This is a genomic window from Desulfosarcina cetonica JCM 12296 (assembly GCF_001311845.1).
GTDB classification, from domain to species: Bacteria; Desulfobacterota; Desulfobacteria; order Desulfobacterales; family Desulfosarcinaceae; genus Desulfosarcina; species Desulfosarcina cetonica.
Genome location: NZ_BBCC01000040.1, coordinates 1 through 20,484 on the forward strand (window position 1 = coordinate 1; position 20,484 = coordinate 20,484).

Genomic DNA, 20,484 nt, shown 5'->3' on the forward strand with positions numbered 1-20,484 from the left:
CCGGCCACGGCGCCGTCGGGCCAGAGCACCACGGTGGTGCCGGATGCGGCGGCCGCGTCCGTGTAATGCCCCACCAGCAGGCCGGGGACATCGGTCAGTCCATTATTTTTGCCAGGTCGCTGCATCACATTTTACATCCAGAAGGAAGGTAAGGCCGGGAATCGGATCGCGGGTGTCGTCAAGGCCGTTTTGCTGACCTTACGACTGCGGATCGAGAAATCCGGATTCGAAGAGATCATCGGCTTTATTGTCGATGATACGGGAGAGTTCCAGGTAACGTTCCATCAGGGTGTAGGCATAGGGTGTCAGGGTCGACCCCCCGCCCGCGCTGCCACCCTGGTTTTTTACCAGAAGGGGTTTCCCAAGGGCTTCCTCGGTAACCTTGATCTTGCCCCACACGGCCCGGTAGCTCATTTTGAGTTCCTTGGCGGCCGAATTGAGCGAACCGCATTTTTCGATGGCTCTCAGGATGCGCATGCGTCCCAAGCCGAAAATGATCCGCCCCTCCCGATCCACCAGCCAGACTTTTGATTTGACGAAGACTTTTCCGTTTTTCGCAGCCATCGCACCTCCTGTTGAATGGGCTCGCCATTCGGGCGAACGAATGAACGATAGCAGGCACGGAAAGCGGCAGCAAGGAAAAAGGTGGGGCGCTTGACCGCCTCCTGGTGATTTTGCAGAAGGCGGTCCATTCTAATCTGGATGGGCCCTAAATATCGAAAACGATGCCCTGGGCCAGCGGCAGCTGAGTGCCATAATTGATGGTCGTGGTCTGGCGCCGCATATACCCCTTCCAGGCATCGGAACCGGATTCCCGACCGCCACCGGTCTCCTTTTCACCGCCAAAGGCACCACCGATTTCCGCACCGGAGGTGCCGATATTGACGTTGGCGAGCCCGCAGTCCGAACCGGCGGCCGACAGGAACGCTTCGGACTCAAGCAGGTCCGTGGTGAAGATGGCCGAGGATAATCCCTGGGGCACGTCGTTTTGGATCGCGATCGCCTGGTGGACATCCCCGCTGTAGCGGATCAGATAGAGAATCGGTGCAAAGGTTTCGCTTTGAACGATGCCGAAGTCGTTTTTGACTTCGCAAATCGTCGGCTCCACGTAGCACCCGGAGGCATACGTGTCGCCTTCGAGCACCTTGCCGCCGCAGAGGCGTTTGCCGCCTTGCTTGACGACCTGTTCGAGGGCCTGCCGGTAGGCTTCGACGGCTGCGCGGTCGATGAGCGGTCCCATGTGGTTCTTGGCATCCAGTGGAGAACCGATGCGCAGGTTGCCGTAAGCCTTGACCAGGCTGCCGCCAATTTGTCGTAGATGCTTTCGTGAACGATAATCCGGCGCGTGGTGGTGCACCGCTGGCCGGCCGTTCCCACAGCGCCGAAAACGATGGCCGGGATCGCCATGGCCAGATCGGCGGTGGGGGTGACGATGATGGCATTGTTGCCGCCAAGCTCCAAAATGGTGCGTCCGAGTCGACTGGCCACCACTTGGGCGGCGTGACGCCCCACGCGGGTGGAGCCGGTTACCGAGACCAAGGGGATGCGCGAATCCTCGATCAGCCGTTGCCCGACGGTACTGCCGCTTCCCACCACCAGAGAAAAGAGGCCCTCGGGGACGACATCGGCATTGTCGCGCAGAACGTCGGCCAGGATGTGTTGGACGGCGATGGCGGAAAGCGGCGCCTTGGAAGAGGGCTTCCAGAGGATGGTGTCGCCGCATACGGTGGCCAGCATGGCGTTCCAGGACCATGGGGCCACCGGGAAGTTGAACGCACTAACGATGCCGACCACCCCCAGGGGATGATATTGGTCGTACATGCGGTGATCGCGCCTTTCCGATGCCATGGTGAATCCGTAAAGCTGCCGGGACTGCCCCAGGGCAAAGTCACAGACATCGATCATTTCCTGAACTTCCCCCCATCCTTCCTGGAGGGATTTGCCCATTTCGTAGGAAACCAGCGTGCCCAAGGGCTCCTTGAAGCGGCGCAGTTGGATACCGATCTGGCGGACGATGTCACCGCGTTTGGGCGCCGGGACCTGGCGCCACTTCAAAAAGGCGGCGTGCGCCGTCGCCGCCACCTGGTCGTATTCCCTTTCGGTGGCGGCGAAAACACTGGCGATGGTTTTCCCGTCCACCGGCGAAACCACCTCGATTGTATTGCCCTCCTCCGTTCCGAGCCAATTCAACCCGGTGGCAACGCCCCTGTTTTTCCTTTCAATTCCAAGTGGTTTTAGAAAATCCATGTGACCTCCAAGCGATCTTTTGATGTCAGCGCGGGCAAACAGAAGTGGCCGAGCCATCGCGGGTGTGCCGGCGCCATATTAAGATTAACACAAACGGGGACGGGTGCAACGGTATCATCGCCTTTCTGTCCCAAAAAGGAGACGACCAACCCGGGCCTTATGCTTTGTGGATCCACAGCCGATACCGGCAACATGAAGATGCCTGACCCCAGTTATTTGCCTGCGCGTGGTCTTACCCGCCGAGAAGTGTTGATGATCGGTGCCATGAACCTGGCCGGATGGCTGCTTACGCCGACCCGCGGTTTGGCGGAGCGGCATGAAAACGATTTGGCGCTGGTAGCCAAAATCCCAGGGATGGCCGAGCGGGAAACCCCGCTCTTGATATTCAGAGAATTCATGGCCGATTCCGACGGCGAGGTGGAAGCGCATATCCGCAAAACGCTGCCCCAACGGCAGGCGCTCTTAACTCAAATCCGGGAAAGGTTCGAACTCAGGGAACCGCTCCGCTTTTCCGTCGAGGAAATCGAAGTCCGATTGATGTTTGTACCGCAGCCGGAGCTGCGCCAAGCGGTTGCCTATCATCGCTATTGCCTGGATATCACCGATTACCTGTTCGCCATGAACCGGATGGACAATTTCTATGCGGGAATCACGGCTCCGAAAAAAGCCTATCCGCCGATTGCCGAAAAGGGGATTTCCGCCTTCATTGTCCACCGTTTAGCCAAGGTCTATCGGGCCATCTGCCGTTTTAGCGACGAATCCGGCCGAATCGCCAGCTATCGCGTTTCAGGCGCCATTTTTTCCAATCATCTGGGGGCGGTCGACCTTGATATCGAATTTCTCGATACGGAAAATTTTCGCATGCAACGGCGGCCGTTTACCATCTGGCAGAGCAACTGCAGCGGACTTTTTCAGCTGATGGCGATTCCCGTGGAGGAGACGTTGCACTATTGTCTCGGCCACGCCACCGACCGGCAAATCAAAGGGGCTTTCAAGCAGATGCCAGGGTTGACGCTGGCGGCGGCCAAACAGGTGGCGGATGCGTGGATGTCGGTGGAAGAGGCGCTGGTGGGGGGCTTGGTGGATCGCGTTTTACAGCGTTACTGCACCCGGTATCAGGTGCTGCTCCCCGGGCTGGCTTTCACCCAAAAACCGACCAAGATGCCCGATCTTGCACAGTACCGGTATCGCCGCCAGGGGATCGAACTGGTCAGACGTCTCGGTTTCCGTCGCAGCATCGACATGTACGTGGATCATCCGGCCGTGTTCAAGGCACACCTCGACGACGTCGGCAAGGCTTGATCGGCGTCCATCCGTTTTAAAAACATCGCCAAAAAAGATCGCCCCGGTTGGCGGTGCCGGGGCGATCTGAAGGACCCGTCTTTGTTGGGCGGAACCAGGGTTCGGCTTGGGGCGAAGCGAACCGAGGGTGATGCCTCTGGGGTGATATTCACCGGGAAAGACATCGACGGGTTGGGCTCTGGCCGTAGCGACCTTTTCCAGGACCTGAAACCATCCACCCGGTTTACGGCTGTATTCAACCGGGGATTTGGAGGTCAGGGCAAACAGGACGCTGCCTGTTCGTCATATGCCGCACAGGAGGAATGCCGCATATCGGGCGCCGGCCTGGGCCGTGAACAGTTATCCCGCCCAGGAAATGCGGCGGACCCGCATTTCCGAACGGGGACGATCAATTCAATCAGCGACCACGCCGGTCAAGATGGATCGATACGTTCCGACGGTCGCGTTAATTGTGCGAAGAGCCTGGTGAGCCGGTCGATTTCGTGCCGGATCAGGTCCAGAAAACGCTTGCGCTCATCATCCGGCAAGCCCGGATACTCGACCAAGAGCTCGGTCAGGGATCGTACCGATGCAAGGGCGTTAATCAGGTTGTGGCTGATCAACTGCCTGCCGGTTAGCGGTGCCGCTGGCCGCGAGTCCATGCCGGATCCTCTTGGATGACGAAATGCATGTAACTGTTGAATTTCAAATAATCAATGAATCGAATTCTAAAATGTACCAAAAGATGTGCCATTTATTGATAATTTTGATAACCATCGGGAATATTTTAATTTAGATGTGTTTTGGGTGGACGGAAGGATTTCTTTAATACAAAAATAATTGTAGTCTGGTGCCTTTTCATGCAGAAAGTTCATTATAATAGGCGGCTATATTTCGAATACAACCTATTTTGTGATTACAATATTTATTGTCGGTGGCGGGCTTCGAATATTGCCGGATAGCTGAAATAATGTCCTGCTGGGACCGATGGCGGTCAATTCGTGCGATTTTTTAACCGTTTGCTGAGTGCCTGTTGGGAAATGCCCAGTAATCGGGCGGCCCTGGATTGATTGCCGTCGCTACGGCGCATGGCTTCCTCGATGAGGAGCTGATTGGCTTCTTTGAGGGTCGGTAAGCGATGGGTAAAGCGGAGCATCGGTTCGCTGTCCGAGGGGGGGCTTTGCGGCGCTTCGCCGGGGGCGGGCAGGTTGCCCATGTGGGCCATGAAGGAATCGCTGGAGAGCGTTTCCCCCCGGTGACGGCTGACGGCATCGAAAATCATGGCTTCCAGTTCACGAATATTTCCGGGGTAGCTATAGCCGCCAAGCAGGCGCAAAAGATCGCGGGGCACCGTGGGCGAAGCCTTTTTCAACTGCTTGGCCGAACGGGCCAGAAAATGGTCGAACAACAGGGGAATGTCATCCAGACGCTCCCGCAAGGGGGGGATGACGATGCGGTGGGTCTGGAGACGGTAGTTGAGATCCTTGCGAAAGCGCCCTTCACGCAAAAGTTCGGACAATTGCTGATTGGTCGCCGTAATGATCCGGGTATTCGCCAGGCGGGGTTCGTCGGAGCCCAGGGCAAAATACTCGTTTTCCTGCAAAAGACGCAGGAGCTTGACCTGGGAGGCCTGGGGCAGATCGCCGATTTCGTCGAGAAAGAGGGTCCCCCCATCGGCCTGTTCGATCAAGCCGCCACGCGGCAGGTCGGCACCGGTAAACGCGCCCTTGACATGGCCGAACAGCGTGTCGGAGAAGACCGTGTCGTCAAGGCCGGCGGCATTCACGGCAATGAATTTCCCTTTCAGCCCACTTAATCGGTGGATCGTCCGCGCGATCAGCTCCTTGCCCACACCGGTCTCGCCTTCGATGAGGACGGGTTGTGCCGTGGTGGCGATGGACTCCACGTAGCGGAACAGGTTCAGCATTTTCTCATTTTGGGTGATGATGCTGGCAAATGCTTCCGGTTGCTCCAGTTCTTTTTTCAGAATGTGCCGGCGCAGGGAGAGATTCTCGCGTCGCAGTTCCTGAAAGGCCGCCGCCCGGTTGACGGCGGTGATCAATCGATCCGCCTCGACGGGTTTGACGATGTAATCGAAGGCGCCGGCTTTGATGCAGCGCACGGCGGTTTCCACATCCAAGGCACCGGTGACGATAATCACCGGAATATTCGGGTATTCTCGGCAAATCGCATCGAGCAGCCGATGACCGTCCACATGGGGCATGTTGAGGTCCAGCAGCATGAGTTCGATGGGCGCATCCGCCAGAATGCGCATCACCTCGCGGCTGTCTTGGCAGGTAATCGTATGGTTCAAGCCGGCGATCTGCAGGGTGGTGTCAATGGCCAGCAGGATGGAGGCTTCATCATCGACGATAAGGATCGGACGGGGCGGATTGAGGGGCAGGTTCATTTACGATCTCCATTTGTCGCTTCAACGGACCGGCGGCCGGCCAGGGGGAAAAACACACTTACGGTGGTACCGGTTTCGGGTACCGATTCGAAAATCATCTCGCCGCCATGATCCCGGACAATGCGGTCGGAAATGGCCAGGCCCAGACCGGTGCCACCCGCTTCCCGCCGGGTGGTGAAAAATGGATCGGTAATTTGCTTCAATACCGTCCCATCGATGCCAACCCCCTCATCACGGATGCAAAAAACGACCCTGTCGTTCCCGGCGGTTGAACGGGTGGTGATGGCGATGGCCCGATCCCGGTCCGGCAATGCCTGGCAGGCATTCACCACGAGGTTGATGACCACCTGCTCGACCCGTTGGGCGTTGCCCCTGAAAACGGGCAAGCCGGATTGGTAGTCCACGGAAAAATTCCGGGTCGACTTCTTGATCAGGTTGGTGGTCAGGACCACGGCTTTTTTGATGACATCGTTCAGGTCCACCTGATCCTTCATGGCGGAGGGGTTGTCCCTGGAGAAGTCCTTCAGATCGGCAACGATGTTGCGCACCCGCCGGGCATCGTCCGTGATGCCGGTAAGCATCTGGGGGATGCGATCACGGATCCGACTGAATCGGGCGGCCCCGACCTGAAAATCCCCATGCTGCTGCTGATGCGCATCCAAAATCGGGATGATGGCCTCCCATGTGCGTCCCAAATTGGGGGCGTTCAAAAGGATCGATGTAATCGGGTTGTTGATTTCATGGGCCACGCCCGAGACCAGGGTGCCCAGGGAGACCATTTTCGCGGCCTGGAAGAGCTGCTCCTGTTTAACCCGCGCCATCTCCTCGGCCTGTCTTTTTTCGCCGGTGACCTTGATGCCATGCCAGACGATATGCACCGACAGCAAAATGATCAGCAGCAGGATCCAGAGGCAGATAAAGGTCGTCTTGCGCGTAATGGCCGATATCTGGGCGTGCACATCGCCCACATAAATGCCGGTACCGATGATCCAGCCCCAGGGGGCGAATCCTTTGACATATGAAATTTTGGGGACAATGCGGGTGGGATCGTCCATCCACTGCCATTGATAATCAACATAGCCGGCCCCGTTATTACGCACCGTATTGACGAAATCGACAAACAGCCGCTTTCCCGAAGGATCGGTGAAATTCGAAATATCCTTGCCCTCAAGATCGGGGCGGTAGGGGTGCATGATCATCCGCGGCTGCATGTCGTTGATCCAGAAATAGTCTTTCTGATCATACCCATAACGCAATCCGCGGATATGGTGGATGGCCTGCTGCTGGGCTTCCCGGCGGGTCAAGTGCCCTTCCTGTTCCTGCCGGGCAAAATCGTCCAGGCTGCTCCAGGCCGATGCCACCAATTCGCGGATGACCTCGCGTTTGCCCTCCAGCAGCCGTTCTTTCATTTCAGGCAGGATCAACAGAAAGATCGTCAGGATGAACAGCAGCACGGTCAGGACCACCGGCAGAAAGATACGAATGGGAATTTGACCGAGCATGTGGCTGACTTGCTTCATGGTTGGTGTGCCCTTCACGATTGCGGCGTGGGTAACGCCTTGCGGTTGCCATGCCTTGCCGGGTTCGGTAGAGGTGAAGCTTACCCGATTAGCGCTGAAAATCAATTGCAAATTGAGGCTTGCGCGTGACCGGCGCGATGGTTGGGGCCCCAGTGGGGCTTGTTCCGCGCCAACGGGAATGCTATGGACGAATCAGATGAATTGAGGCGCCGGCCGCCTGTGGCCGTCCTCGATCAGCGGCGTTCACCTTTCAACCGCCATGGAGTCAAGCCATGCCCAAAAAGAAATCCAATGGTTCGGATCAACTCTCCCGGGTGGTCGCCGATGCGCGTCGCCACATGCAGGAGCGGGAGAAGACGTACCGCGAGAAAGCCTTGAAACTGTTCCCGCATGTCTGCGGCCGCTGCGGCCGCGAGTTCAGCGGCAAACAACTGCGGGAACTGACCGTCCATCATCGCGACCACAACCACGACAACAATCCACCCGACGGCAGCAACTGGGAGCTGTTGTGTATCTATTGCCACGACAACGAACACGGTCGTCTCGAAGTGGCCGAATCCTACGACAACAGCCGGTCAACGCGCGAGACGTCTGAATCCGATTTTTCCCAGCGTCCCTTTGCCGCCTTGGAAGCGTTGCTGAAAAGCAAAACCGACGGCGGTCCGGAGGGCAAATAGGACTGCCCCTACGCCATGGGATGATGCGCGCAAACAGCTGTTAAAGCCATTTTTTGTGCTTGAAGAAAAGCACCAGGCTCACGGCCATGGCGATGACCGCCAGCCAGAACGCGAGGTATCCCCAGCGCCATGTCAGTTCGGGCATGTGAGCAAAGTTCATCCCGTAGACGCCGGCGATGAAAGTGATGGGGATGAAGATCGTGGCGATGATGGTCAGCACCTTCATCACTTCATTCATGCGGTTGCTGATAATGGACAGGTAAAGGTCCTGGAGGCTCGAGAGGGTATCCCGGAAGGACTCGATGGTATCGATGACCTGGATGGTGTGGTCATAGACGTCGCGCAGAAACATTCCGGTGGCTTCGCCGATGAACGGGGTATCTCCTTTGAGCAGGTGGGCGACAACCTCTCTCAGCGGCCAGACCTGTTTTCTCAAATAGATCAACTCCCGGCGGATGGCGTGGATCTCTTCCAGCATGCCGGCGTGGGCGGTCTCGTCGATATTCTCTTCCAGGCTTTCCAGCCGTTCACCCAGCTTTTCCAGAATGAAGAAGTAATGATCCACGATGCGTCGATGAGCGCGTAGGCCAGGTACGCGCCACCGGCCTCGCGGATACGCCCCTTGCCCTTGCGGATGCGCTCGCGCACCGGATCGAAAACATCACCCACCGCTTCCTGGAACGAGAGCAGGACGGTTTGCCCCAGAATCAGGCTGATCTGTTCCGACTGGATGCGCTGCTCTGTGGTATCATAGCGAACCATCTTGAGCAGAACGAACAGATAGTCGTCGAAAAGCTCATCCTTGGGGCGGGCCGTGGTGTTGAGAATATCTTCCAGGGTCAAGGGGTGGACCCGGAACGTCTCTCCGATGTGGGCGATTAAATCGACATCGTGAATGCCGTCGATGTTGATCCAGGTCGTGGTTTCAGGCTTGATCAGGGGCAGGACGGCTTCGATCCGGTCCACGGTCTGTTCGATGAGCCGTTCCCCTTCATAATGCATCATGGAGAGACGGACATGGTCGGTTCGCCGCTCCCCCACGTGAATCAAGGTGCCGGGTGCGCTGCCGGCCTTTTTGGTCGATCTTCGCGTAAATCGGGGCATGACGGGTCCTTTGACTGGATAGCGGCAAGCCGTTGGCGGTCCGGCAGGTCAGGTCAGGAAAGGGTTTCGAACAGAATGTGAATCGCGTCGGAAGAATCAAGATCGACCTTGTAGCCGGGCCCTATCACGCCTTTAGCGGTCAACTTGACCGTTTCGTTTTTCAACGTGGTTCCCTGCCCACCCACCAAGAAAAAATAGGTCCCGTTGGAACTCTGGTCGGTGAGATAATATTCACCGTCTTTCAGTTCGATAAATGCGTGAATTCGGGATACCCGGTTTTTGACCACCTGGATGTCATTGCCTTTCTGGCGGCCAATCTCCACCCGGGGGCGGGATTCGTTGACCAGGACGACCACATTGCCATATTTGAGGATCAGTGCCGGCGGCCGCGGCTTGGCTTTCTTTTTCTTGGGGGCTGGCCTGGGCTTTTCCACTATGGCTTTCAGGGCCTTGGCCTTAAGCCCATAAAAGCGCAACAGGTCACCGCATTGTTCACAGGGGATCTGGGGGTCTTTCCCATGAATGCGTTTTTCATCCACAATGTTTTTAAAACCGCACTCCTCGCAATATATGATCATCGTCACCAGTCCGTTGTTGCTTTTAAAGACCCGAGCCGTGTTTCCCGGTGGTTTCACGGCCCCTGTTGGTGCCGGTCATGTGATGAACACAGACGCCCTATTTCAGCTTAAAAGTTTTAACTAATCAAGTTTTTTTGCCGGGCCGGCAAACGGTGTTCGGCCGCGTGTTCATCGGGTCGGCCGATACTTGTGCCTACCGGGGTTGCGCGTATCGACCGTTTAACCGCATTCATGGCCCTGACACCGGCAATTGGCCGTCCGCCAAAACCCTTTTTCGGCACATCGGACCGCTTTCTTAACCTCCGATGCGGTCAGCCCCCTCGACAGCCGATCCGGCATTGCCGGAACGATCTCAAAACCCGTCAAGTCTTTCCTCGAATGGCCGAAACAATTGCTAATGTTCAACGTAAAAGGATTGGCGCCGACATGAGATCGTTTATTACCAAAAGTAAAATCATCGCGCTGGTGGTATCCATGGTTTTGTTTGCCGCCGCGTTTCTGGCCGGTGCGCGGCATGGGTATCAGTTGGGATACCACGACGGTGAAAACCGGGCTAACGGTTGGTGGATCGATAAAAAGAGCCGCTACTACGAATCCGCGGAAATCAAAAAGAAACGCATCAATATGCATCACAATCACGTGTGATCCCGCCTGACGGTTTATCGGGCGCAATGCCATGCACATGCAAGTGTGCAATTAATGGTTTATGGCGCGCAATTTTCGTAACTGCATTTAAGGCATCGCCAAACCCAAAGGCCCCGGTTGCGCTGCTTGGTGGTTTGCAATAAACGCGTTATGGGTGCCTGTCAATGACGCCTGTCGTACTGCGGCATTGGATAACAATCGCATCATTTCAATGCGTTATTTCGATGTCGGGCGTGAGCTGACTTTAATTCGGCGCGCGCTGACATTTTTTACGTGCATCTTGTGGATCGGAAAAACCGGTCTGGCGTGCTCATTGCAGAATACTTCAAACCACCGCTCATCAGACTACTGCCTGACGTCGATGACCATCCCGCGCTTTTGCCGTTGCTTTCACGATCGCTGCTTGTGCCTTGCTTTTCTCAATTTTGATGAACGCGTCAAAAAGGAGACCGAAGGGGGTGATGCCCGCGCTTTCCGTTCCAAGATCTTCTGGCAACCTGTATGTTTCAATTCAACGGATAACCAAGAAGGAGGAGCGTCCATGAAAAAATCAGTGTTCACGATGACCATGATCCTCATGCTGATCGCCTGCTTTACAACGCTGGCCTGGGCTGAAAACGCCACCCAAGATGAAGTTATCGCCAAATGCGAGGCGGCGGCCAAGTTGATCCAGGAAAAGGGGATTGACAGCGCCATAACAGCGATTGGCGACAAGCAAGGTCCGTTTGTTTGGAAAGATACCTACGTCTTTTTAATGGATCTGGATGGAAAAATGCTCGCTCATCCCATTAAACCGGAATTGACTCAGAAGGACAATTTGTTGCAGGTCAAAGATACCGACGGCAAGCCCCTCTTCATGGAATTTGTTGAGTTGGCCGGCAACAAGAGCAATGGCTGGGTGGACTATATGTGGCCCAAACCGGGCCAGAATGCGCCGGCAGCAAAAAGCAGCTACATCCTGCGGGTGACGGGAACGCCCTATTTTGTCGGTGCGGGGATTTACAAATAGCTTGCCGATCATATGTCCGCAGCCGGGTCATGCCGGCTGCGGTTTTTTGATTTTTCTCACCATAGATACGTACTTGCCTTTTTCCCGATGATTTCCAAATTGAAAAACGCGCTGCAAGCGCGATTGGCAACACCGTAACAGACATGCAGCGGCAATAAATGCTCTTCCCGGGGATGGCAAAACCTAGCCGCAGGCGCTTTTTCCCAGTCTACCAAAAGCCGGGTTCTTTCGGTTTCTTCGAGGTTTGGATTTGCACAGGTGTCATCCAACCAATGCCTGAAATCCGCGTTCATCCGATCCATCTCGGCAGTTCTCGGTGCAAAAAAGCGTTCATGTTGTGGAAGGAAAATCCGGAGCCGATGACCAGCAGATTGTCATCTTCCAAGGACGCCAACGCCGCTCCCATTTGAATGTGCGTTTTGGGATCCAAACCCTTCACCAACGATACTTGAATGCAAGGCACATTCGCCTCGGGGTACATGATTTTAAGGGGCACAAACAAGCCATGATCGAAACCGCGGTTGTCGTCGAGGATGGACTTTATGCCCTTGTCACTTAAAACCGAAGATACCTTGTGGGCAAGGTCGGGCTTCCCGGGTGCCGGATACTGGATTTCATACGCTTGTTTGGGGAATCCATAGTAATCATAGAGCAGGGGCGGATTAGGCGCCTGCGTTATGGTCGGAACCGCCGCCTCCCAGTGGGCGCTGATGAGGATAATCGCAGACGGTTTTGAAATTTTGGCGGCAATCGTTTTCAGATTGTCGACCATCTCTCGATGCCCATCATCGCCCAACAAGGGCATCGGCCCGGCCCCATGTGAAAGATACAATACGCGGTGATGCGGTTTATGGCTGAGTCCACCCATGATATGGCCCCTTTGCTTTGTCCCCGTTACGGTTGCCTCTGTTTTATTTCACTTTTTTATGCATCCGTTGTCCGGCAAATGATGATATGAAGCCGGCTGTTTCGCATCAAACATATTGCTGTTTTATTGCAAATCAACAGCCGATATTTGCAAATTGAGAATGCGATTATGCACAGCATCGTCGGCGGGAACGGTTTTCGCTGATTTTTTGCCGTGGCCTTGCACGGCGGCCTGAGCCCAGCGCTAAGAAAACGGGCGTTCGTCCTTACTGTTTTCTGATAATGGTTCGATCCGCTTCGGCAATGGGGGGAGGGGCAGCGCCGTCAGAAATTTTTTCTGACGGCACTGAATAGGGGTGGGCAGGCTTCCAGGCAGGTTCCGCATTTAATGCATTTTTCCTGATCGATAACATGGATCCAATTTTTTCGGCCATCAATGGCGTCAACGGGGCATCTTCGAAGGCACGTCATGCAGGCTTTACAGGCCGATGGTTCGATGTAGTAGGAAACGACATTCTCGAACAGGCTGTCGATCTCCTCGCTGGTAAAATGCGCCTCATAAGCAGCTTCGTTTGTCAAACGCGCGGTCAGTTTTTCCCTTTTTGCAATCTTGATGTAGGGCACCAACTTCATTACCGATGAGAGACGGGAGGCCAGTGCTTGGCTGCCGATATTTTCTTCCGCGCCTTTTCCCAACGGCCCCAGGGCTTGCACCTGTTTGACGAACGCATCGACCACCTCGGCAAACAGGAGCCCGTCGCCACCGGACATGAATTCGATTTGCAGCCGTCCGGGGTTTAGTCCGATGTGCTGCAGGATCCTTTTGCCCAGGAGCGTCACGTTGAGGGCATAAAAATTCCCCTGGGTGATGTAGTTGCACTCATTGAGCGACATCCGCCAATAAAGACACCGTCCACGCCCGCGGCAAACGCCTGCAGAAGAAAAGCCAGGTCCACCCGTCCCGAACACATGACACGAACGAGCCTGATCTCCGACATATATTGTAGTCTGGAAACTCCAGCTAAATCGGCAGCGCCGTAAGCTCACCAATGACAAACAAAGCCCAGGATCCGGGGTTTGAAGTCTTTTTTCGCAGTCATTGATCAGATTCCTTATGGTTCAGGTACGGATGGATGGTTGTCGGTCAGTCACAAGCCGTTACTTCGTCGATTTGCAGCACACTATCCGATATGGCGCTCACCGCATCAATCTGGCTGAGCATCACCCGATCGGTAAAATGCTGGAGAACGATGGCACCGGTCGGGCAGACGGCGTTACACAACCCGTCGCCCTTGCAAAGGACTGGGTTGACCACCGCCTTGTCGCCTTTCCGGCTCTTTTGCATCTCGATGGCCCCATAGGTGCAAACATCAAGGCACGCGCCGCAGCCCATGCACTTTTTCGCCGTCACCGCGCACACCGCGCCGGAAGCCACCACGGTATCCCTGGAGAGCAGGGTGAGCACTCGGCCGGCAGCGCCATAGGCCTGGTTGATGGTTTCCTGAATATGCTTGGGGTAATGCGCCGTGCCGCACAAAAACACGCCATCGGTGGCAAACTCCACGGGTTTGAGTTTCACGTGGGCCTCCTTGAAGAACCCGTCCGGGCTGAGGGTTACCTTGAACAGGCTGGCGATCGCGTCGGTCGAGGGCGACGGGATCACGGCCGCGGCCAGGGAAAGGATATCCGCATCCAGTTCCAGACGCTGACCCAGAATCGGATCGGCGACCGTCACTTTTACCACCGGCCGTCCATCTTCGCCGGTACCGGCTTCGACCTTGGGTGGATCCTCCGGTTCCCAGCGGATGAAACGCACCCCCTTGTCCGCGGCCGCGCGATAATAATCTTCCCGCAGACCGTAGGACCGCATGTCGCGAAATAGGATATCGACGTTCATGTCCGGGTTGATCGCCTTGAGCGTCAAGGCATTTTTGATCGCATGGCTGCAGCAGACCCGGCTGCAGTAGTTGCGTTCGGTGGTGCGGCAGCCTACGCATTGGATCATCACCACGCTTTGGGCGCTTTCGATCGTTTCGTCTTTTTCGGCGATCCGTTCGCCCAGTTCCAGATGGGTGACCACCTGAGGGTTTTCGCCGTACAGGTACTCGGTCGGTTGATACACATCCGCGCCGACGGCGATCACGGCCGCGCCGTGCTGAATGCGGCTGACCCCGCGTTCGGATTCGACCGTGGTTTCGAAGTTGCCCACATAGCCTGCGACATCTATGATTTGGGCGTCATGCAACACGTGGATGGACGGATGTTGGTAGACCTTGCGAATCAGATCGCTCAGGTGGGCCTGGACATCCATTCCCTCGAGGGTGGTGGGGATGCGCCGTGCCATGCCACCCAGTTCCTTGTCGCGCTCCACCAAGTGCACCGGATGACCCTGGCTGGCAATGGAAAGGGCACAGGTCATGCCGGCGATCCCGCCTCCCACCACCAACGCCGCCTTGTTCACGGGCAGGTCGAATTCCTGCAGGGGTTCGAGCCGGCGGGCGCGGGCCACGGACATGCGGATGATGTCCTTGGCTTTCTCGGTGGCCGCTTCCTTTTGCTTGGAATGCACCCATGAGCAATGCTCGCGGATGTTGGCCATGTCCATGTAGTATTGATTGAGTCCTGCCTCGCGCAGGGTGTCGCGGAAAAGGGGCTCCAGTGTCCGGGGCGAGCAGGCGGCGATCACGACCCGGTTGAGGCCCTTCTCCCGGGCCAAATCGGTAATCTCCTGGGCGGAGTTGGTGGCGCACGAGAATAGCTGTTCCTTTGCATAGACCACATTGGGTAATGTCAAGGCATATTCTACTGCCGATGAGACATTGACCACGCTGGAAATATTGGCGCCGCAATGACACACGAACACGCCGATGCGGGGCTCCTCACCGGCGACATCGCGTTCCGATGGATAAATCCGTTCCTTGGTCAGCTTGCCCCGGCGCTTGTCCAACAGGGTTCCGCACAGGGACCCCGCGCCACTGGCCGAGAACACCGATTCAGGGATATCCGTGGGGCCTTGGAAGGCGCCACTGACGAAGATTCCCGGACGGCTGGTGGCGATGGGGTTGACAGGGTCGGCGCGATTGAACCCGTGATCACTCAGCGCGATCCCAAAGGTTTGGGCCAAACCGAGATGGTCCGCCGGTGGGGTGAGTCCCACGGACAGGACCACCATGTCGAAGGTTTCCTCCTTGACGCCCGCATCGGCGGTGGCATAGCGCACCACCACATTCCTGTTTTCAGGCTCCTCCCGGTCAACCGAAACGTAACTGCGGATAAAGCGTACACCGGGCAATGCCGCCGTGCGCTGGAAGTAGCGCTCGAAGTCCTTTCCGAATGCCCGGATGTCGTTGTGGAAGATCGTGCAGCGGGCATCCGGTGCGTGGTCCTTGGTGAGGATGACCTGTTTCTGGGTATAGGTGCAGCATACACCTGAGCAGTAGCTGTTTCCGCCCATGGTCGTCCGCCGTGACCCGACGCACTGAATCCAGGCGATGTTTTTGGGATGCTTTTTATCCGACGCGCGCAGAATCTCACCCCGGTAGGGACCGGTGGAGGAAAGCAAGCGTTCATAGTCCATGCTGGTTACCACGTTTTGCATCTTTCCATAGCCGTACTCCGCGTGGTTTCTTGGATCAAAGGGCTTGATGCCGGAAGCGAGAATAATTGCGCCGACCGCAACGTTAATCTTCTCTTCACGTTGCCTTAAATCGATTGCATCCGCCTGGCATACGCTATCGCATACCAGGCATTTCTTTTCCTTGAGGTAGAGACAGCTCTGGTCAATGTAGGCCACCAGGGGAATGGCCTGCGAAAAGTAGACGTGCACGGCCTTGTTCTTCGATATTGCCTGATTGAATGGGTCCGGGTATTCAACCGGGCAGTATTTGACGCAGATCCCGCACCCCGTGCATTTGTCTTCACGAATATACCTCGGATGCTGGGTTAGGGTGACCTTGAAGTTTCCCGCTTTGCCTTCCACACGGTTGACTTCGGTAAGTGTCAGAACGTCGATGTTTGGATGCCGGCCGACCTCGACCAGTTTCGGTGAGAGAATTCACATCGAGCAGTCATTGGTCGGAAAGGTCTTGTCCAGCTGGGCCATGTGGCCGCCAATGCTCGGCGCTTTCTCCACCAGATAAACCTTGAAGCCGGCTGTGGCCAGATCCAGGGAGGCCTGAATACCGCTGACACCGCCACCAACCACCATGACATCACCAAAATGGCGGGATGCGGATGACCTTGAAAATTGTTCGATGACTTCCTTGGGAATAATGTCGTTTTTCATATTATTATTATTATTCGTATGATTTTATAAAGTTACTTTATGTTATTTTTAGCATATTTTGGCCAAAAAATCGCCTTTGCCTGACGTTACCTATTTTAGAAAAGATTTTTCTATTGGGGATATCTCAAAATACGGGAGGACCCATTCGAATTACATCGCAGCTATAACATAGCCATTTTATTTATGTCAATAAAAACATAACGTGTTGCCGACCCAAATAAATCGGCACCCAATCTTGATGAACTCGTAAAAAGTCGCTGTTCCGACGGATTCGTAACAAGCCCGAGATCAAGGCTTGCGAATCCTGAGGAATGAGGCGTGTTTTTGCGTACGCCGCAGTGACGAAGGATACGCGTAACGCCGATATCGGGCTTGTTACGAATCCGTCAATACCGTGCCAGACGGATAATGTCGGTATGCGCATCCGGGCTGACGGTGAATAACCGGACGGCGTCGGTTGGTGATCCCTGCGGCTGAAGCGTTCCCCCCGCAATCTGCCAGTCGATCGGCTGGGGGTGCTGAAAGGTGATGTAAAAAAAGGGTTGAATGGTCTGCGCCGGCAGCTGGCGCAGGGGGCGGATGTCGATTTCGAATCCATCTTCTGTTGGTTCAACACGGGCCAGTGTGCGATAGGCGAATTGGGACCAGCAGGTGGCGCTGTCCGGTGCGAGCATCTGTTCCACGGGATCGATTCCGGCTTTTATGAAAGCAGCCCAGGCGTGAACGATGTCCAGGTTGCGGCCGAGATCGTCATCGAGCAGATTGGCCCAGTGAAGACTCAAGATGGGACGGTCAAAGGCGAATTGGGGCTGGGCGGCGAGATCATGCCAGGGTACCGGGGCGATGCCGCGTTCGATCAACAGGACACCCGCTTCCCAGGCCATCTGGGGATGTTGGCGGGGGCGGTGCATGCGGGCCTTGTTCAGGTTGGTGGTCACGTAGCGGATGTCGAACTGGTTCAAGATGTGCTGAATTCCCGCTTCGCCATTGCCGAAGCTGTGGTTCAGGCCAGGCGGTACAAAGGCCTGGGGCGAAGGCCCCAACCCGTTTTGCTCAAGTATTTCGGCAAATGCCTCCAGATGGCGGATGATATGCTCCCGAGGGCGCATGATGCCTTCGGGGGTGTGGAACTCGGTGCGTGATCGCTGGCCGTCTCCCCAGTATTCATGCCCCACACCGTGCAGACCGATTTCAAGACGATCACGGTTGCTGTTGAGAAAACCGGCCGCCTGATCCAGCCACGGGCCAACATTGGCGCTGTTGTCCCAGGCCTCGCCCATCCAGGTAGCCGATGGAACGCGTTTCAGCAGGTTGGTACGATCCCATTCACAGGCCACGAAGGCGAGCAGCGGACGCATGTTCAATGCCTTGGCCAGGTGCACCAAGGCCGCGTAATCCAGCGGGTGATGCCGCCGATGAAGACCCGAACGAAACGGATCGTTGGGACCGACGGGATGTGAGCACGCCCACCAGCCGACGTCTTCGATAACCAGTTGGATCGCCATGGGAATGGTCAGGTGAATCGGCATGGATTATTCTCCGGGGTCGCGGGGATACGCCCTACAGCCCGATGTGCCGCCGAATATACGGGCCTAAAAGGCGCGTGAGGCCCACCGGCAGTCGTTTCCAGGTTGAAAAACAAAGATGTTCGGATAGCGGATCGACCGGTTTGCCGAACAGGGTCAGGTAGTACCAGTAAAGGGATGTGGGCTCGGCCCCCCATTGCCGCTTGAAGCGGAAGGTATTCGCACCCGGCGAGGAACGCCCGAAATCGAAAATGCGCAAACCCGTGTCGCAGGCATGGGCCAGCATGGCCCAATAGAGCAGCATGTTGGCCCCCAGCCGGCGGTAGGCGCGCAGGGAAGAGGCCCATGGGTTGTGCAGGCGATTCCCAAAGCGCAGCACCAAGGCCGCGGCCACGGCTTTTTGGCCGTGACGCACCAGAACGATCCGGGCATCTTCGCCAAAGGTGTCAAGCACCGCCGCGAACAGTTTACGGGCATGCACCGGTGATCCCAAGTCGCGCATGTTGTGGCTGAAGACCGCGTAAAAGTCGGTCAATAGCTCGGGGCCGCCCACCGTGTGGGTCAGCCCGTTTTTCATGGCTTTGCGAACCTGGCTGCGCAGCTTGGATTTGAAACTGTGCATCAATTCTTCGGCATCATCGGGCAGGCGGCGTTGCAGGCTGGCCTTATGGCTTGACACCTGCAGGTGGCGAATCCGGGCCAGGCCCTGAACGATAGGTTCGCCCGTGCCCAAAGAAAGGGCGGCAATTCCCTGCAACGGCGCCTTTTGGCGCAGTTCGATCCAGGCGGCGTGCCGGTTTGCGGCGATGTCCACGGCGTGCTGCAACAACCGGTCCTCGGTTTCGACATTGTCGGCCAGGATGCCGCCCACATCCAGGTAGGGCAGGGAAACGAGCCGTCTGCCCTTAAAAGGTGATTGCAGCAGGGCAAGCCCGCAAATGCCAATGGCCGGCAAGCCTTGCGGCTCCGCTTCTGCGGGATGCCGGTCATCATCGACTGCCATGCGATAAAATGTCTTCAACCCATAGACCCGCTCAAGAATCGTCTTCCAGCCAAACAGATGAAACGGGCCGCCGTGGGCATGGCCGGTCACGTAGCGGTCCCATTCATTCGGTGCCTGGCAGTCGATAATCTTCATTTTGGCGAATCCTCAAACGGCCGAAGGTGCCTGTTCATCCTGCGCTAAATGATCGTTTCGCGCAAGAGGATTACTCGGTTTTCTTAAGGGCAACCGTACCCGGCGGTCGGTCTTTTGCCTGGCCTGACGGGACGCCGGTGGTCTTGGTTAGCTCAATGTCAAATGCCAAAATTCGAATGTCAATTGAAGGATGGTATCGATTTTAATCGGCGTATCTTGTGTTGGTGGGGTCAGGCGCCCATGGAGATGGCCACGGCGGCGACGTCGTCGTGGGTTTGAAACGGGGAAAGCGATGGCAGAGCGGGTCGGCGCACTGGAGCTGGTGCACATGGTCGTACACCGCCTGGAGCCCGCCGGAGAGGTAGCGCTCCACCAGAATATCGAATCGGTGCGCGCCGCAAGGGTCTTCCTGGGGGATGAAGAGACCGTCCGTGAAAAGAAGGATATGTCGGATATCGCGAAGATTTTGCCGGCCCCGGCTAATGAAGTCGAGGGCCTGGGGTTCGCCGTTCAGGACGCCGTAGGTGACGTTCATCTGGCGCCGCACGGCGACGATCTGTTCTTTCAGGTTTTCGAAGATGCGCGGTGTTCCGCTGGCGGCCATATCCCGCCACATGCACAGGGTTTCGGTGTCATGGGCATGGTCCGGCACCAGCACCCGATAGCGGTCGTTTCGATCAATGGCCAGAATGAGGCTGTCGCCGCTCTGGACCCATTCAAAGGTGTCGGCGCCGACGCGAACCACGGCGAAACTGGTGCACCAAAGGTTTTCTTTGTATGCCAGGTCGACACCCCGGGACTGCATGGCTGGAGGATTTCGCGGTTGGCCCGGTCGGTGAGCTTGAGCAGGGGGGCATTGTTGGCCCGAAAGGCGTTGCAGGCCAGTTGTGCGGCCAGGTAGCCACCGGTCTTGCCGTTTTCGTACAACTCGCCGTTCAAGGCCGTGGCGCCGTCAAACACACCGCATATCTTGGAGCCCAGAAAATAGGCGTCTTCGTTTAGCTTGCCACTGCCCTGTTTGTGAATCCAGTCAAATGTATAGCCTGCCATGGTCCTGCTTGTCGGTTTCGGTGGCGCAACGAATGCGTACCAGTTAATGCGTTAGGCAACTTTAAACATAGTGGGTGAAGAGGTCCAATCGTTAGTTCTGATTTTGTATGCTGGCCTTCATAGAAGATTTCGATGGGGTTCGGGAGA

19 protein-coding genes and 2 pseudogenes are annotated in these 20,484 nt (G+C 56.3%); 4 read left to right on the forward strand and 17 right to left on the reverse strand.

Features of this window, described 5'->3' with window-relative positions; genetic code table 11:
* Window positions 1–198 precede the first annotated feature (198 nt).
* Together JCM12296_RS11415 and amaB are read right to left on the reverse strand one after the other, a co-directional pair.
* Window positions 199–564 carry a winged helix-turn-helix domain-containing protein gene (locus tag JCM12296_RS11415; protein WP_054692859.1) on the reverse strand — a complete coding sequence of 122 codons (366 nt, stop codon included), beginning with the start codon at window positions 562–564 and terminating at the stop codon, window positions 199–201.
* A 145-nt stretch (window positions 565–709) separates the two neighbouring features.
* Window positions 710–2,304: pseudogene (amaB, locus tag JCM12296_RS50415) on the reverse strand (L-piperidine-6-carboxylate dehydrogenase).
* Between the two features lie 141 nt (window positions 2,305–2,445).
* Between amaB and JCM12296_RS11425 the strand changes: the two are divergent.
* The gene (locus JCM12296_RS11425) at window positions 2,446–3,549 is read left to right on the forward strand and encodes a hypothetical protein (protein WP_218188052.1); all 1,104 of its coding nucleotides are present in this window, start codon (window positions 2,446–2,448) and stop codon (window positions 3,547–3,549) included.
* 413 nt (window positions 3,550–3,962) lie between these two features.
* Here JCM12296_RS11425 and JCM12296_RS11430 read toward each other — a convergent pair whose 3' ends face one another.
* The 3 genes from JCM12296_RS11430 to JCM12296_RS11440 all read right to left on the reverse strand — a co-directional run bounded on the left by JCM12296_RS11430 (window position 3,963) and on the right by JCM12296_RS11440 (window position 7,458).
* Window positions 3,963–4,190: a histidine kinase dimerization/phospho-acceptor domain-containing protein gene (locus JCM12296_RS11430; protein ID WP_054692864.1), complete on the reverse strand. Its 228-nt coding sequence runs from the start codon at window positions 4,188–4,190 to the stop codon at window positions 3,963–3,965.
* A gap of 332 nt (window positions 4,191–4,522) precedes the next feature.
* Window positions 4,523–5,938 carry a sigma-54-dependent transcriptional regulator gene (locus JCM12296_RS11435; RefSeq protein WP_054692867.1) on the reverse strand — a complete coding sequence of 472 codons (1,416 nt, stop codon included), beginning with the start codon at window positions 5,936–5,938 and terminating at the stop codon, window positions 4,523–4,525.
* The gene (locus JCM12296_RS11440) at window positions 5,935–7,458 is read right to left on the reverse strand and encodes a cache domain-containing protein (protein ID WP_054692870.1); all 1,524 of its coding nucleotides are present in this window, start codon (window positions 7,456–7,458) and stop codon (window positions 5,935–5,937) included. The genes JCM12296_RS11435 and JCM12296_RS11440 overlap by 4 nt, the downstream gene beginning before the upstream one ends.
* A 272-nt stretch (window positions 7,459–7,730) precedes the next feature.
* Between JCM12296_RS11440 and JCM12296_RS11445 the strand changes: the two genes are divergently transcribed.
* On the forward strand, window positions 7,731–8,135 hold the full coding sequence (locus JCM12296_RS11445) for a YajD family HNH nuclease (RefSeq protein WP_054692872.1): 405 nt from the start codon (window positions 7,731–7,733) through the stop codon (window positions 8,133–8,135).
* A gap of 40 nt (window positions 8,136–8,175) precedes the next feature.
* Here the strand turns inward: JCM12296_RS11445 and corA are convergent, their stop codons facing one another.
* The 3 genes from corA to JCM12296_RS11455 are packed head-to-tail and all read right to left on the reverse strand — an operon-like array spanning window position 8,176 to window position 9,817.
* Window positions 8,176–8,682 (reverse strand): magnesium/cobalt transporter CorA, encoded by a 507-nt coding sequence (gene corA / locus JCM12296_RS47360; protein WP_281491983.1) that lies wholly within the window; start codon window positions 8,680–8,682, stop codon window positions 8,176–8,178.
* Entirely contained in the window at window positions 8,577–9,239 is a 663-nt protein-coding gene (locus JCM12296_RS47365; RefSeq protein WP_281491976.1) for a CorA family divalent cation transporter, read from the reverse strand. Before JCM12296_RS47365 ends, corA begins: the two co-directional genes overlap by 106 nt.
* 53 nt (window positions 9,240–9,292) lie before the next feature.
* Window positions 9,293–9,817 carry an FHA domain-containing protein gene (locus tag JCM12296_RS11455; RefSeq protein ID WP_157067547.1) on the reverse strand — a complete coding sequence of 175 codons (525 nt, stop codon included), beginning with the start codon at window positions 9,815–9,817 and terminating at the stop codon, window positions 9,293–9,295.
* Between the two features lie 426 nt (window positions 9,818–10,243).
* Here JCM12296_RS11455 and JCM12296_RS11460 point away from each other — a divergent pair, with 426 nt between their 5' ends.
* Both JCM12296_RS11460 and JCM12296_RS44225 read left to right on the forward strand, forming a co-directional pair.
* The gene (locus tag JCM12296_RS11460; RefSeq protein WP_054692878.1) at window positions 10,244–10,462 is read left to right on the forward strand and encodes a hypothetical protein; all 219 of its coding nucleotides are present in this window, start codon (window positions 10,244–10,246) and stop codon (window positions 10,460–10,462) included.
* 154 nt (window positions 10,463–10,616) lie between these two features.
* Entirely contained in the window at window positions 10,617–11,471 is an 855-nt protein-coding gene (locus tag JCM12296_RS44225) for a cache domain-containing protein (protein ID WP_246804168.1), read from the forward strand.
* A 56-nt stretch (window positions 11,472–11,527) separates the two neighbouring features.
* Here the strand turns inward: JCM12296_RS44225 and JCM12296_RS44230 are convergent, their stop codons facing one another.
* The 9 genes and pseudogenes from JCM12296_RS44230 to JCM12296_RS11500 form a co-directional block, all read right to left on the reverse strand.
* Window positions 11,528–11,764, reverse strand: coding sequence for a class III extradiol ring-cleavage dioxygenase family protein (locus JCM12296_RS44230; RefSeq protein WP_246804169.1), 237 nt, complete (start codon window positions 11,762–11,764; stop codon window positions 11,528–11,530).
* The gene (locus tag JCM12296_RS11470; protein WP_246804170.1) at window positions 11,761–12,339 is read right to left on the reverse strand and encodes a DODA-type extradiol aromatic ring-opening family dioxygenase; all 579 of its coding nucleotides are present in this window, start codon (window positions 12,337–12,339) and stop codon (window positions 11,761–11,763) included. Before JCM12296_RS11470 ends, JCM12296_RS44230 begins: the two co-directional genes overlap by 4 nt.
* A gap of 323 nt (window positions 12,340–12,662) precedes the next feature.
* Window positions 12,663–13,109 (reverse strand): 4Fe-4S binding protein, encoded by a 447-nt coding sequence (locus JCM12296_RS51360; RefSeq protein ID WP_479690859.1) that lies wholly within the window; start codon window positions 13,107–13,109, stop codon window positions 12,663–12,665.
* Window positions 13,098–13,336, reverse strand: a pseudogene (locus tag JCM12296_RS51365) (hydrogenase iron-sulfur subunit); the annotation flags it as partial. The gene JCM12296_RS51360 and the pseudogene JCM12296_RS51365, both read right to left, overlap by 12 nt.
* Window positions 13,337–13,482: 146 nt before the next feature.
* A complete protein-coding gene (locus JCM12296_RS11480; protein WP_246804171.1) occupies window positions 13,483–16,317 on the reverse strand; it encodes an FAD-dependent oxidoreductase in 2,835 nt (944 codons plus the stop codon).
* A 75-nt stretch (window positions 16,318–16,392) separates the two neighbouring features.
* A complete protein-coding gene (locus JCM12296_RS51370) occupies window positions 16,393–16,623 on the reverse strand; it encodes an FAD-dependent oxidoreductase (protein ID WP_246804172.1) in 231 nt (76 codons plus the stop codon).
* 386 nt (window positions 16,624–17,009) lie between these two features.
* The gene (locus JCM12296_RS11490) at window positions 17,010–18,152 is read right to left on the reverse strand and encodes a polysaccharide deacetylase family protein (protein WP_054692882.1); all 1,143 of its coding nucleotides are present in this window, start codon (window positions 18,150–18,152) and stop codon (window positions 17,010–17,012) included.
* 31 nt (window positions 18,153–18,183) lie between these two features.
* Window positions 18,184–19,287, reverse strand: coding sequence for a FemAB family XrtA/PEP-CTERM system-associated protein (locus tag JCM12296_RS11495; RefSeq protein ID WP_054692884.1), 1,104 nt, complete (start codon window positions 19,285–19,287; stop codon window positions 18,184–18,186).
* Between the two features lie 202 nt (window positions 19,288–19,489).
* Entirely contained in the window at window positions 19,490–20,092 is a 603-nt protein-coding gene (locus JCM12296_RS11500; RefSeq protein WP_054692886.1) for a hypothetical protein, read from the reverse strand.
* Between the last annotated feature and the right edge of the window lie 392 nt (window positions 20,093–20,484).